The organism is Methanomassiliicoccales archaeon, from assembly GCA_036504055.1.
Classification (GTDB): domain Archaea; phylum Thermoplasmatota; class Thermoplasmata; order Methanomassiliicoccales; family UBA472; genus DASXVU01.
Window position 1 is genome coordinate 1 of the sequence record DASXVU010000029.1, and the last position, 14,260, is coordinate 14,260.

Sequence of the window (14,260 nt, forward strand, 5' to 3'; positions counted from 1 at the left end):
TCGAGATATCGCGATTCCCTCAAGACCGAAGGAACAATCATCCATGATAATCGGACGGTAACCTATATCGTCGAAAAGGAGCCTAGCAAGGTGGAGATACTTTGCGCTCGAGAGGGAGTTACAGTTTCATCGGATTTGCAGCTGCCTCGTTCGTCATAGCCATCTTCTGTCTGATCGTTATCGGAGGCACGAGCGGCTCACCGCCGTTGTCGGGAAACGGCGAGGTGATCGCCGAAAAAAACTTTAACGCGCTTCCAGTGAATGTAGTGGGGACGGCGAACATCGATTACAGCGTGTCCGTTAGGTCCGGAGGAAACGTTTCCGTCTACCTGATCGATCAATACCAATTGGCCAATCTGGAATCACTGAATTCTTTCCCATGGGATCCGGAATTCTCCTTCCTGGACGTCGGTCATGCTGAGAAGACAGGGAACCTGACCTCAGGGAACTACTACCTGGTGATCGTGAACGGCCTTTCAGTAAATTCGACCGGACCGGTGGTCGTTGACTATCATCTGAACATAGGGGGTCAAAATGGACAGATGACGGTGATCGGATGGGTATGGTCCATAATAGCTCTTGCATCCACGGTGGCCATGGCGATCGGGGTCATCGATCTTAACAGAGGGAAAAGGACGAAGAAGGCCCATCCGAAACGGTCGAACATGTCGAGATGAATGCCCGACTCCGAACGAAGAACTATTTGTTCAGAGATCGCCATTTTGTCCGTGACTTTAACGTTCCACCTGGGAACTGTTTTAAGGAGCGTTTGATGACGATCTCTGTTTGCGGATAGGAATGTGCCTTCTCACTTGTAACCGAACTTGCTGCGGAACAGGTTCAGCGAGTAGGTGATCTCTTCCATGGCAACTTCCTTGCCGGCCCATCCTTCGACAGTGGTGCCCTTGCCCTCTTCCAGACGCTTGTAGCTCTTGAAGAACTCGAATATCTCGTCCAGCATATGCTTGGGCATGTCCTTGAGGTCGAAGTAGTCCTGGTTCCTGGGATCGCCGGTTGCCACGCACAGGATCTTGTCGTCCCGCCCCTTCTCATCGCTCATCTTCAGCACACCGATGGGGCGCGCCTCCACGACACATCCCGGGAACGTGGGCTCGGACAATATGACCATGGCATCGATCGGGTCTCCGTCGTCATAATAGGTACGAGGGATCAGTCCATAGGCATGGGGATAGACGACCGATGAATGCAGCACCCTGTCAAGCAGTATGCAGTCATACTCTTTGGATACCTCGTACTTGTTCTTGCTGTCCCTCGGGGTCTCGATGATGACATTGACTATCTCTGGAGGGTTACGACCTGAGGGTACTTTCTTCCATAACGACATTTTTCACGCCCTATTGCTTGCTTCGGCGATAGGGGCTAGCTACTTATTGCTTTTGGCAGAACAATAACGGAAGTCATGATTCAGTGAGGAGACCGGGGCAACGAGCAGACGCGGAAACCCGGAACCCGATTGTAAGAATAAATATGGATATCCTGATATTGGGTTCGGGATGCGTACATGGAGTGGATCGTAGATCAGGAATTGGTCAAGCAGGTTCTGCTTCAGCTGTTTGTAATCATATCATTTGCCATGGCTGCGGCGGTGATCTGTAGATTGATCAAGGTACCTGTGGTGATCGGCGAGATCATTGTGGGAATAATCATCGGCAACAGCGGTATGGTGACCGCATTGCAGCTCGGGACCGATCACCAGGTCTTCGACGTGTTCAGCCAGCTTGGCGTTATCTTCCTCCTATTCGCGGTCGGACTGGTCACCCCTTTCAGTGAATTGCGCAAGGTGGGTAAGACCGCGTTCATCGTAGCATCGCTCGGAGTGGTTTTCCCATTGATCGGTGGGTATCTCTTCATGACGTGGCTTGGGTATGGCCTCGTCCCTGCCCTTTTCGTGGCCGCTGCGATGGTGGCCACCAGTGTTGGCATCACCGCCCGGGTGATAGGAGATATGGGCCTCAGCGATGCCGTCGAGTCTCGCATCATCATTGGTGCGGCGGTCATCGATGACGTGCTGGGGATGCTCGTGCTCGCCGTGGTCGTAGGCATCGCGGGAGGGTCCGGAACAGATGTAACCCAGACAGCGATCGTTGCCATTGAAGGCGTTCTGTTCGTTCTGGCTGTGATAATCATTGGCGGCATGGTCATCCCGAAGGTGCGGAAGACCAAGGAGAAGAAGGTCGACATCGAGCATCCCCTCATGCCGACACCCTCCGCCATCGTAAGCCCTCTGCCATTGGCACTGATAGTCTGTTTCGGCCTATCATTCATCGCCGCCTCGTTCGGTTTGGCAGCCATCATCGGCGCTTTCCTCGCAGGCATGGCCTTTGCAGAGTTCAGTGACAGATGGCCATGCAAGGAGAAGTTCGAACCGATCAACGAGTTCCTGGTTCCTTTCTTCTTCATCTTCGTGGGAATACAGGTCAATCTATCGTCGTATTCTGACGCATTGCTCATCGGCATAGGTCTGACCATCATTGCCATATTGACCAAGATAATAGGTTGCGGACTTGGGTCCAGGAATCTGGGGGGAAAATCGGCATTGATCGTCGGAGTGGGGATGGTCCCAAGAGGCGAGGTGGGACTCATTGTCGCCACGCTCGGCAAGAGCATGAATGTGATCTCCGACAGCATCTATGCCGTCGTCGTTTTCATGTCATTGGTGACGACATTGGTCGCTCCGGCATTGCTTACATACTCGTTCAAGGCCAAGTTCAAGAAGAAGGAGAAAACGATCGAGCGCGACGACGCAGATGGACAGCTAAAGTTCCGGGATCGTTGAAACTTCTTGATCCGTAAAACAAAACGACCATGCCGTTCCCTGAATGGAACCGGTCTCAGGTCGGGAAGATTACCTTGAGCACAGAGACAACGACAATGGTGGCGACGATCATTCCGATCACGATGTAGGGGCTGATCTTCAGTGCCTTCTCGTCCTCACTGTCGAAGTACCTGATAAGACCTGCAGCGGATTGGAACCCCGACCCTTTCTTGTCCTTAGGCATGCTGATACCTGAACTCTAACCAGAAATCGCATATAAAAACGTTGAGGTATTCCATCTGGATGATGGATTTCGTGAATACAACAAGCGACCGTCATGAGACCGCAGTAATATTCGCTGGGAACAGGGTTTATTAACGCTCGTGCGTTTGCCCCGGCGATAAACATGCAGTGGGCAGACGTCATCGCCAAGTCATTGCTCGAAAAGGGTCGAAAGCATCTGCTGTCGACCGGGATCAGCCCTTCTGGTCATATTCATGTGGGCAGCCTGAGGGAAGCGATCACCGCCAACGCGGTAGTGAAGGCCCTGCTGGACCAGGGAGCCGACGTCAAGCTGATCTATCTGGTCGATGACTATGATCCCCTGCGGAAGAGGTACCCGTTCCTTCCCGAATGTTACGAGAAGGAGATCGGCAGGCCTCTGTGCCAGATCCCCTGCCCAGGAGACAAGTGCCACGAGAGCTATGGAGCGCACTTCATCCAGCCTTTCCTCGACGCCATCGCCGAGATGGGCATACATCCAGAGGTCTTCTGGACGCACAAGGTCTACGAAGAGGGCAAGTTCGCCGAGCTGACCGACCTGGTGATCCGTGAGAAGGACAAAGTGGCGACGATCCTCCGCGAAGTTACCGGGAGAGAAGTCCCGGCCAATTTCTGGCCGGTATCGCCGCAGTGCGGATCGTGCGGCCATTTCACCGATCATGTCACTTCCTACGAATATCCCTACGTCCACTACAAGTGCCACTGCGGACACGAGGGCAAGGCCGACCTGAGGATCGGCCAGGCCAAACTGCCCTGGAGGCTGGAATGGGCCGCGAAGTGGAAGATATTCGGCGTTACCTGCGAACCTTTCGGAAAGGACCATGCCGCCGCGGGAGGCTCGTACGAGAGCGGGGTCCGGTTCTGCAAGGAGCTTTTCGGGATCGACCCGCCATACCCGATACCTTACGAGTTCATCCAGTTCAAGGGCAAGGGGCAGATGCACAAGTCCACCGGACATGTGGTCACCGGGACCGACGCGCTGAAGATCACTCCCGCCCCGGTGCTCAACTTCAGCGTCCTCCGTTACAATCCCGACCGGCACATCGACTACGATCCCGGACTGGGCATACTGGACGCTGTGGACGAGTACGACCATGTCGAATCGCTCTACTTCAAGGGCGGGGCGGATGAAAAGGAGAAGGACCTGCTCCGCGCCTACGAGATCGCCCAGCCCAAGTGCGTCCGCACCAAGCTGCCGATGCAGGTTCCATACCGCCACCTGGTCCATGTGGTCCAGACCGCGGAGACGTTCGAAGGCATAATGAAGATCATCAACAGGACAGAGGGACTAATGCCGCCGGCACCAGAGGACACAGAGGTGCTCAAGGAGCGCTGCCAGTGCGTCCGCTATTGGCTGGACAACTTCGCACCCGATGAGGTGAAGTTCGCCGTGGCCAAGCAGATGCCCGAGGTGGAACTGTCCACCCAGGAGAAGGCCTACTTCACCATGCTGCACGACGCCCTGGCCGGAGCGGACTGGAACCCGGACACGATACACAATGCCGTTTACGACAACGCCAAAGGAGCGGGCATCCTGCCCAAAGCGGCATTCCAGGCATTATACAAGATCTTCGTCTCCCGCACATCGGGACCGCGCCTAGGATACTTCCTGTCCACCTTGGACAAGTCCTTCGTGATGAAGAGGCTGGCCGAGGCCAGCTCTTAGGCCTGCCTTCTCCTCAGGGAGAACAGAAGTGCCACGACTGCGAACCAGACCAGCAGCACCACGATCAGTATGACCACGTACCCGGGGAAGAAGGTGTTGATGATCAGGACCACCCCGATCATCGCCATAAGGTTTCCCCAGAACAGGAAGTAGTTCGAGTCCGATTTTGTCCAGGGCATCCCCTGGGCTGGCTTTCCGAGGCTGAACCCGAGGATGAGGACGAACACGCCCAGCTCCAGGAGGATCACCGGCACCAATAGCCACCAGTTATTCAGCGCGAAGGATACTACTATGGCGACTGCCACCGACAGCAGCACCGCCGCTGTGGATATCCCGGAACTGTTGAACCTGCGATTACCGTCGGTCATAGGAACCGTATAGCCATTGCCCTGCTGAGATAATAAGATGACCGGTCTACTTCTTCAGTAGACCGAGCTCGTTCAGCTTGTCAGGCATGTACTTGTCGGTCACGAAGTCGAGACCGTACTTCGCCAACGCCTGCTGTTCAGCCTTCTTGTTCAGCTTCAGCATGGTCTCGATCTCGTCCTTCCAGTAACGGTCATTGAAGCGGGGGTCGTTCAGTTCCGCGTTCAGAGCCCGGACGTCCATGTCGGTCAGCTTGTCGGTGGGCAGGTTGTACTGCATGATGTCCGTCGCGGTGATGCCGATGAACTGGGCGGATGGGGTGGCCAGATATTCGCTGATATGGGCGGTCTTGATGGCCCCGTAGGCAACGGAGGCGAATATCCTGAAGGACCAGGGGTCACCGTCGGTGAACACGATGACCGGGAGGTTCATCTCCTCGTTCAGACGCTTGATGAACCGTCTGGTGCTGCGGGCCGGCTGTCCCTTCAGATGGACCAGGACCGAGTTGTAGTCCTCTGCGAACCCGTTCTCCACCAGACGGTCGAACATACCGCCGGTCTCGATGGCACAGATGAAATCGGCCCCGCTCTCGATTAGCTTGACCTTCTCCTTCTCCACGTTGTACGGGATGCCGTATCCGGAGTCGCCCACGTCGTCCAGGCAGTTGATGCGTTTTATCCGGCCTTTCCGGTCGAACTCCTCGATGGTGATGTTGCCGATGACGCTGGCCCCGTTCTCCTCCGGCCTGAGCTTGAAGTCCTCGCGCATGCATTTGGTGACGATCTCCAGGTCCTCGGCGAGCAGGTTCGATTCATCCTGGCTGTGGAACTTGGCCTTGCCCCAGCCTTCCGAGATGTAGTACATCTCCCTAAGGGTGGAGGACTTGTTCTTGTCGATCATGTCCTCGATGAGCTCAAGGGTGTACATGGTACGAAGGAGCATCATCGCGCCGTTGGTCTTCTTGGCCGTCCTGGCCCCGGTGGCCGAACCGTACTTGAACACCCCGTGCTTGGGGTCGAAACGGATGTTGCTCTTCGTCCTGAGCGGCAACACCATCTTCGGGATCTTCCCATGGTCGATCTGGTCGTAGATGGAGTTCGCCACGGAGAAGAGCGCCTCCACCGCCTTGTTGTCGACCCTCTTTTCCGGTTGCCCTTCGGTTGTCTCAGTCATCGCTCAGCGCCTCCGATTTCTCATCATAGTCGACCTCATCCTCATCCTCGGCGTCCGGTTTCTCGGGCTCGACCGGCGCCACCTCGGTGATGTTGAGGCCTTTGACGTCCCAGTCGCCCGGCAGCGGATCGGCACCGATCACCGAGACCGGGTTGATGCCGCTGGAATAGATCTCGTTCTCCTCGTAGGCCTCCTGGTCCAGGCCGTTCAGGTAGAACGATATCTCCACCTTGCCGGTGGAGGGGATGGTCTTGATCTCCCAGGTCGTCTTCCCGTCATCCCTGGCCTCCTTGGGGAACATGGCCAGCCCCTGATAGTCGAACGCGCCCTTGGGCAGGACCATGTGGATGTTGAGCCGCTGCCCGTGCGGCGTGTAGTTGTAGATGGTCACCCGGACCTTGTGACGGCCCTTCTCATAGGTGACATCGTCATCGATCCAGACCACGTTCATGATCTTGGTGATCGTGCCCGAAAGTGAGGGAACCGGCTTGTCGATGATCTTGGCGCTCTTCTGGGCGATGAGCGGCAGGATGACCTGGACGATGTCGAACTTCTCCTTGGTGCGGGCCTTGGTGTCCTTCTTGTTCAGATGGGTCTTGAGGGTACGGCCGCAGGTCCTGAGGGCGATCTCTATCTCGTTCTGGATCGCCGGTATGCTGGCTATCGCCTCCTTGGCCTCGGAGGTGAACGGCACCTTGGTGGAGGCGACATGGACGATGATGATCGCCGGCCCGAACGGTATCCCGTTGCCGCCGCGCTGCTCCAGCCCGTACCGGCGCCAGTCCACCGCTTCCACCGCCTTCGTGATGCAGCAGGCACCCTGCTGGTACATCAGCGGCACCCGGTTCGCGAACCTCAATAACTGGACCGGCTGGTCGGCCGGGATGCCCCCTCCGTAGACGATACCGACCTCGATGAGGAACGGGTTGCCGGCATTGACCTTGGGGTCGCGCGTGACCGGCGGGCAGTAGAACTCCGGCCTCACGTCCACCAGGACGTTCTTCAGGCCCTTCCTTATCAGGTTCTCCCCGATCGGGGAAAGGCAGTCGGTCGGGGGACCCATGATCTTCACCGCCCCGATGGCGGTCAGAAGACGTTTGTAATCCTCGAGCTTGAGACCGTTCTTGTTCTTCTCCGGGTCCCAGCTGCGGATGTTGGTCCGGTCCTCCTCCATCCCGGCCTTTATTGAGATGTCCTTGGCCAAACGGTCGCTTATGCGGCAGAAGTCGGTCTGCAGGAACTTGGACAATGTCTTCGCCTTGGTCTCGTTGGCCATGTTCATCAGGGTGCCGAGCTCGATGCCCTCCGGATGGGGCTTGATCTCCTTCACCGCCGGAGGCAGCAGGTCGGTGGCCCTCTCGAACGTTATCCGCCTTCCCTCCGGGTCGACGAAGGATATCTTGGCATGGGGATTGACAATGGCGGTCTGTTTGAGATATTCCATCACCGATTGCTTGCCGGTCATATAGCGGCCGTTCATGAAGAACTCGATCCGGGTGCCGTGCTCCTTGCCGTCCCAGATGACCGGGTTCTCCTTGAAGACGTCCGGCATGTTCTTCTTGGTGTTGACCATGATGTCGAGTTCCCAGGCGGTGTCCTCATGCGCCACCTTGGACCGCACCGTGGCCGGTTTGCCGGTGGTGATCTGGCCGAACATGACGGTGGCGGAGATACCGATACCCTGCTGACCGCGGGACTGGCGCACTGCGTGGAACCTTGAACCGTAAAGAAGCCGCCCGAAGACGTTGGGGATGGCCTTCTTGATGATGCCGGGACCGTTGTCCTCCACGGTCACCTTGTACTCGTTGGCCTCCACCTTCTCGATTCGCACGTAGAGGTCGGGCAGGATCATCGCCTCCTCGCAGGCGTCGAGCGAGTTATCCACCGCCTCCTTCACGCCCATGATCAGCGACTTGACCTGGGAGTCAAAACCCAGGATCTGCCTGTTGCGTTCGAAGAACTCGGAGACGGATATCTCCTTCTGTTTCTTTGCCAGCTCATCTGCTATGGAGTTCACGGCATCACCCTCTCGAGATATGACTGAACGAATGCATCCCAGCGGGCAGTATCCGCGGGCAGATACTTAAAAAAATGGAGAAAAGTAAGGGGTTTGACGGGAAAGCTCACTTCTTTGGCAGTTCCTTGCCGCAGTTCCAGCATTTGACATCGGACTCGAGGACCTTGGCCTTGCAGAACGGGCATTCCCGTTCCACCGATTCCTCGAACTTCTCGCCGCAGCGGGGGCATTCCTTCGCGTCGAGCGGAACGTCCGCTCCGCATTCGGAACAGATGAACTTGTCGACCATCTTCTGTCCGTCCTCGCTCTTCTTTTCCTGCTTGCGGGCCTTGTCGAACTCGGCCATCTTGGACTTCGAGCGGTCCATCCACCATGTCAGGACCAGCAGCAGGTAGAACAGCAGGCCGATCTGGAACAGGCCGATGAATATGATCCCGTACTGCAGGTATGACCAGAAGACCGCGTCCAAGCTCATGGCGATCGGACCTAATCCGGAATCCGTCAGCACATATCCGCCCGGGATCAGACCTTGATACTGGAATTGATATATCCCTTCCGTCAGATTGTTAAGCGTCTTGGAGAAGATGGCATTGGTACCATCCATTCCCACGTAGCTCATGGAATAGTTCAGAGTGGTGGTCGAAGCCCCATTGACCGCCAGCAGATATACGATGCTGGCGTTATTACCGTTCACCACTTCGACGGTGAAATTGTAGGAATCGCTGGGCAATCCCTTCACCGGAGCGACCTGACCGGCGATGAGGTCGTTGTTCTCCGAGTGGAGCACCTGCCCGTTGAACCCGTTGATGTAGTAGTAGATGTTGAGGCCGAACACCACGCCCAATAACAGGATCAGGAGCGTTCCGAAGACCGCCAGTTTCTTCCGGTTCTTGAGCCCGAAGTAGTATGGTATGCCATACGCGATCAGGGCTATCAGCATGGGAATGAAACACAAGGAAATTGCATACAATGTCAATGCCAGGGTGAGCAGGACGGTCACCGCGAGCCCTATCGGCACCGCGTACTTCTGCTTCCTGAATTTCTTGAAGCTTTCCATAAACGACATTGACGCGCAATCAGGTGTTCAACCTTTAAATCTTTTGAGAACAGCGGAAGGGTTTCCACTTCATTCCTGAACTCTTTGAGTGGTTTTTATGCAGGTGGCAAAATGATGGACCGGATCGGATTGGACGATGATGCATTTCAATCCCCTTCCATCCGTGCCCTTACCAACTTCTTAATGAGGTCCATAGGCAGGTCCTTGTCCAGGGGAATGCGGATCGTTCCCTTGAAAGCCAGGTAAGGGCCGACCTCTTCCTTGTACCTCTCAATGACCGGGCCGATAACCCGTAGAGACCGATGTGAGCCTTCGCTATCCCGAAGTAGACCGTCCGCCCTTTCTCACCATAGGTGGGCATCCCATAGCTGATCCGTTCTGGTGCGTTAGGAGCGATCTCCCTGATGGCCGCGCGAAGCTCGCGCAACTTGGACCTGGAACCACCTGGCGCGTTCTCGATGTACTCGTCCACATCTTTGGGGGAAGGCTTCATCGACGAACGACCGGATCAGCCATGATAATAACCTTGCCACCCAAACATTTCGATGGCTCCATGAGAACACGCTCAATGGATCGAGTTCATGATCGGTATTTGATTCACCTATCGTGATTGTGGTCCGAACCATTAAGTTGCGTAAAGCGCAGTCAATTCAACGTTGCACCAACGAAACTAGGTGGGGAGATCATGGTCGACGAGGAAGGAAGGTCCGATCCAAACCGGGATATCTATCGTGTTCTTGATGATGATTATGTTCCTGTCAAAGACAGGCTGGCTCCCGCAGAGGACGAACAGATAGATCCGCATAATTTTCAGGCCAGGGTTCCCGTGGGAGGGACCGATGCCCATGATATCTCCAGATCGAGAGGTTCAGGCAGGAAGGCTTGGGCGGTGGCCTGCGTTTTCCTAGTGGTCTGCCTCATCATTTCAGCGGGAATTGTATCTGGATGGTTCAAGATAAATAATGGCGGCCTTAACGGAGAAGCCTCCACCAAGGAGATCGCTGTGGGAGATTTCGATTCGGTCTTTCCAGATAATGGTTCGGTGATCAAAACCGATGATATCCAATTGATCTGGACACCGGCAGAGAACGCAAAAATGTACGAGATCATGCTCGACACCGGTCCTACGTTCATGCATCCCATCACCGCCCAGACGGATGGTAACTGTTACAGAATGAACTTGACAGACGGCACATACTATTGGAAGGTAGGGGCCGGAGGAGCGGGATCACCATCGAACTGGACCTCGGTCAAGAGCTTCTTGAAGATAACCGCCTTAGGTACGACCGGTTTGATATCACCACTGAACGATTCATTGGTCACAAACACGGATCTGTCATTTCTCTGGTCGGCCGTGGACCATGCTGCGCTGTACCGGCTTCAGGTGGACAGTGACCGCGATTTTTCATCCCCCGTAATAGACACCTTGACCAACGGGACGAACTACCCTATCAACTACCAATACCAGAACGGGGAGACATACTCCTGGAGGGTGATGTCGACGAACGGCGAGCTCGAAAGCGAATGGACCGCGGCGCGATCCTTCCATGTCAACATCAGACTTCCTGCCCCGTCATTGACCGGACCCGATGATGATGCGATGATCACTGCCGATAATCTGACATTGAACTGGACTGACGTCAATGGGGCATATGTCTATCGACTTCAGGTGGACCGTTCCAGCAATTTCTCTTCGCCGGCCATAGATGTTTTGACTCTGTCCTCGGAGTACAGAGCCACAGATCTGCAGGATAATGTAACATACCACTGGCGAGTGATGGCATCGAACGATCACTATCATAGCCCTTGGAGCACGACATCCGGATTCTTCAAGGGATTCGATCACCTATTGAGAAGCTATTCGTGGAACTATGGCGGACACGGCTTTCATCTGAACCTGAGCATCTCCGGACCCGCCTATTATGCACAAAAGAACGAGAACGGGCAGCCATTGAACCTTCTCTACCCCAATTTCGCCGCCCACGTAAATTCCAGCTCGGACTTTGTCAGGCAGGCAGCCTCGGAAATCAAGAAGTACGCTGCTTCGTTGGGATATAATCAGGAGCAGACCTTGAACCTGGCAATGGCATTCGTCCAGTCGATCCCATACGGTCTCGATCTCAACACCACCGGACATGTCGAATACCTGCGATATCCGGTGGAAACCCTGGTGGATGGAGTGGGAGACTGTGACTGTACCTCGATCCTTCTATTGAGCCTGATCCAAACACCTGAACTAGGATATGACGGCGTATTGCTGGAGTATGATGGATCCAATGGTGACTCCGGACATATGGCTGTGGGCGTCGCCGGGCAGTTCTCTGGCATGTATCACACCTACACCTACTACACGTTCTTAGGGGTGAAATACTACTATTGCGAGAGCACGAGCGAAGGATATCTGGCGGGAATGATCCCCGACGAGATCTCATCGAAATGGAACTCGGCCAAGATCATTCAGGTATAGGGGCGATATGGTTCGGACGACATGCCTATCCGCTATCATCCGGAATTCCATGCCTGATCCACCGAAATATGGACATGGGGTCAAGCTCTGGGGGCAAGACATCCGAAGCCCCAATCCAGTTGGAACCTGTACCAATAATCATATAATGGTGTCCGGTATTGAAGCGTCTTACTCAGAGAAGGAACATGTTCATTTCCAAACGTTCACAAATATCCTATCCGAAATTCCGACCCGTGGGTGATTGCTAATGGCAACCATCGAGGATTCCATCAAAGAGGTGGAGGCAGAGATCGCCAAGACCCAGGTCAACAAGCACACCGAGTACCACATCGGCAAGCTAAAGGCGAAGATCGCCAGGCTCAAGGATGAGCAGGAGAAGAGGCGCTCCACCGGTGGCGGCGGAGGGAAAGGTTACTCGGTCAAGAAGTCGGGGAACGCCACCGTGGCACTGGTGGGGTTCCCGTCGGTCGGTAAGTCCACATTATTGAACCGGCTTACTGGGGCGGAGAGCGAGGTCGGTGCTTACGATTTCACCACCATCGATGTCGTTCCCGGCATAATGGAGTACAACAGCGCCAAGATCCAGATATTGGACCTTCCAGGTCTGATACGGGATGCTTCCAAGGGCAAGGGGAGAGGACGTGAGGTCCTATCCGTCGTCCGTTCCGCGGACCTGATCCTGTTCGTTCTGGATACCTTCGACACCAACCTCCAGGTGCTGACCGGGGAACTGGAAACGGCTGGAATACGGATCAACACGCATCCGGCGGATGTCGTTATCACCAGGACCGAGTCAGGCGGCATCGAGATCAAGCCAACCGTCACCCTGACCAAGATCGATATAGACCTGGCCACCGCGGTCGTCTCGGAGTACGGCTTCACGAACGCCGAGGTCGTGATCAGAGAGGACGTCAACGTGGACCAGTTGATCGATGTCCTGACCGGCAACCGGGTCTATTCCAAGGCCATCCTGGCCATCAACAAGATCGACCTGACCGACAAGACCCACGTAGACGCGGTCATGGAGAAGTTCAAGGACTGGAAGCCCGTGCCGATCTCGGCCCAAGGCAAGGTCGGCATAGATGAGCTGAAGGCCCGCATCTTCGAATCCATAGACCTGATCCGCATATACCTGAAGAGACAGGGGCAGGAAGCGGACATGAAGGAACCGCTCATCATCCGGAGGGGCGCCACCATCGGAGAGGTCTGCGATTCCCTGCATCGGATATTCAGGCAGAATTTCCGATACTCCCTGGTTTGGGGAAAGAGCGCCAAGTTCCCCGGCCAGATGGTCGGACTCGACCATGTTCTGCAGGACCGGGACATACTGTACATCGTTGTGAAGAGGACCGGGGAGTGAATCGGTCAGAACGGGCTGCCCGGGAGGAAAGGCTTTCGGATGTAGCGACGTTACACCTGATTCATCTCAAGGTGATCCATTTTGACGACGGACAATGACCGACCGGATGCAGCGGAGATGGACTACTGGGAGGGGATGCTCTCCAATATGAATAGGGAAAAGAGGAAAGCGACGCTTCCTGCCACCGTCGGCGTGTTCTTCCTGCTGAACCTGACCGCCTTTCTGATGACCGATCAATACGCGGTGGTCTGGATATTGTCCAGCCTGTTGTTCTGCGTGTTCTCCGTCCTTTTCCTGATCATGCCGACGACCAGGCCCTCCAAGGTCCGTGAACCGGCGGAGCGCAAGCTGCGTTTGGACAAGGCCAATGTCATCGAAAACAAGGAGCTGCTCGGCCTGGCCATGTGGAACGGTTTCTTCATGAACTCCCAGCCGATGGCGTTCGGCGTCGTCGCCATATTCTCGTTCGACATCTCCCTGATCCTGTACCTTGGGATCATCGGCCAGGTGCTCACCGCAGAGGTCACTGGTCTGTTGTTGTTGCAATCGGCCGGGATCATCCTCTTCTACATCGGGATCGTTAGGATCAAGCCCTACGACGTTGGCTTCCTGGAAGAGGTGTGGTCGATCGGAAGATCGGTCAAGGATGTCCTCAAAGGCCGGTCGGTCAGGCGGTTCAGGAACGTTTTCCTCACCGTGTTGGTCCTGTCAGTGTTCGTCGCCTCGCTGGTCATCGCCATGCTCCTGCCCGGTTCATCCATCAAGATGTTGAGGGGTGATTCCAACGTAGACCTGGCGAAGGTGATGGCCCCTATTGTCCTGATCTTCCTATCCCAGTTCATACTGGTAAGGGTCACACAGGGCCTTTCGAGCCGGAGGATGGCGGAGGACATGCTTAGGAGAAAACTGTCATTGTTGAGGTCACGGCATGATGTCAGGGGGACCGGTATCGAAGACCTGGATGAGCACATGCCCATGTACTTCAAGGTGGTCAGGCACGACATCCTGGGATTCTTTCCGGTCTATATGATGAGCCCAGACCTGGCAGCGATCCTCGGAGAAAAGGGTACGCAATAGCGTCCCGCAAGCGCTCTTC

At 55.4% G+C, this 14,260-nt stretch carries 13 protein-coding genes; 6 read left to right on the forward strand and 7 right to left on the reverse strand.

What is annotated here, in order from left to right; genetic code table 11:
- The first annotated feature begins 101 nt into the window (after window positions 1-101).
- The gene (locus tag VGK23_06045) at window positions 102-677 is read left to right on the forward strand and encodes a hypothetical protein (GenBank protein HEY3420096.1); all 576 of its coding nucleotides are present in this window, start codon (window positions 102-104) and stop codon (window positions 675-677) included.
- A 131-nt stretch (window positions 678-808) separates the two neighbouring features.
- Here the strand turns inward: VGK23_06045 and VGK23_06050 are convergent, their stop codons facing one another.
- Window positions 809-1,345, reverse strand: a complete 537-nt coding sequence (locus VGK23_06050; protein HEY3420097.1) for an inorganic diphosphatase — start codon at window positions 1,343-1,345, stop codon at window positions 809-811.
- Between the two features lie 177 nt (window positions 1,346-1,522).
- On the opposite strand from VGK23_06050, the gene VGK23_06055 reads away from it, so the two are divergent.
- Window positions 1,523-2,797, forward strand: coding sequence for a cation:proton antiporter (locus VGK23_06055; protein HEY3420098.1), 1,275 nt, complete (start codon window positions 1,523-1,525; stop codon window positions 2,795-2,797).
- Window positions 2,798-2,852: 55 nt separating this feature from the next.
- On the opposite strand, the gene VGK23_06060 is transcribed toward VGK23_06055, so the two are convergent.
- Window positions 2,853-3,020, reverse strand: coding sequence for a preprotein translocase subunit Sec61beta (locus VGK23_06060; GenBank protein HEY3420099.1), 168 nt, complete (start codon window positions 3,018-3,020; stop codon window positions 2,853-2,855).
- A gap of 162 nt (window positions 3,021-3,182) precedes the next feature.
- On the opposite strand from VGK23_06060, the gene lysS reads away from it, so the two are divergent.
- Window positions 3,183-4,724: a lysine--tRNA ligase gene (gene lysS, locus VGK23_06065; protein HEY3420100.1), complete on the forward strand. Its 1,542-nt coding sequence runs from the start codon at window positions 3,183-3,185 to the stop codon at window positions 4,722-4,724.
- Here lysS and VGK23_06070 read toward each other — a convergent pair.
- From VGK23_06070 to VGK23_06090, 5 genes are all read right to left on the reverse strand, one after another.
- Window positions 4,721-5,092 (reverse strand): hypothetical protein, encoded by a 372-nt coding sequence (locus VGK23_06070; GenBank protein HEY3420101.1) that lies wholly within the window; start codon window positions 5,090-5,092, stop codon window positions 4,721-4,723. The genes lysS and VGK23_06070 overlap by 4 nt on opposite strands.
- Before the next feature lie 46 nt (window positions 5,093-5,138).
- Window positions 5,139-6,263, reverse strand: coding sequence for a DNA topoisomerase IV subunit A (locus tag VGK23_06075; GenBank protein HEY3420102.1), 1,125 nt, complete (start codon window positions 6,261-6,263; stop codon window positions 5,139-5,141).
- Entirely contained in the window at window positions 6,256-8,280 is a 2,025-nt protein-coding gene (locus tag VGK23_06080; GenBank protein ID HEY3420103.1) for a DNA topoisomerase VI subunit B, read from the reverse strand. The genes VGK23_06075 and VGK23_06080 overlap by 8 nt, the downstream gene beginning before the upstream one ends.
- 106 nt (window positions 8,281-8,386) lie before the next feature.
- Complete coding sequence (locus VGK23_06085; GenBank protein HEY3420104.1) at window positions 8,387-9,337, reverse strand: zinc ribbon domain-containing protein; 951 nt, start codon at window positions 9,335-9,337, stop codon at window positions 8,387-8,389.
- A gap of 169 nt (window positions 9,338-9,506) precedes the next feature.
- On the reverse strand, window positions 9,507-9,830 hold the full coding sequence (locus VGK23_06090) for a DUF1801 domain-containing protein (GenBank protein HEY3420105.1): 324 nt from the start codon (window positions 9,828-9,830) through the stop codon (window positions 9,507-9,509).
- A 192-nt stretch (window positions 9,831-10,022) separates the two neighbouring features.
- Here VGK23_06090 and VGK23_06095 point away from each other — a divergent pair, with 192 nt between their 5' ends.
- The 3 genes from VGK23_06095 to VGK23_06105 all read left to right on the forward strand — a co-directional run bounded on the left by VGK23_06095 (window position 10,023) and on the right by VGK23_06105 (window position 14,241).
- Complete coding sequence (locus VGK23_06095; GenBank protein ID HEY3420106.1) at window positions 10,023-11,804, forward strand: hypothetical protein; 1,782 nt, start codon at window positions 10,023-10,025, stop codon at window positions 11,802-11,804.
- A 247-nt stretch (window positions 11,805-12,051) separates the two neighbouring features.
- Window positions 12,052-13,164: a GTP-binding protein gene (locus tag VGK23_06100; GenBank protein HEY3420107.1), complete on the forward strand. Its 1,113-nt coding sequence runs from the start codon at window positions 12,052-12,054 to the stop codon at window positions 13,162-13,164.
- Window positions 13,165-13,245: 81 nt separating this feature from the next.
- Window positions 13,246-14,241, forward strand: a complete 996-nt coding sequence (locus VGK23_06105) for a hypothetical protein (GenBank protein HEY3420108.1) — start codon at window positions 13,246-13,248, stop codon at window positions 14,239-14,241.
- Window positions 14,242-14,260: the final 19 nt, after the last annotated feature.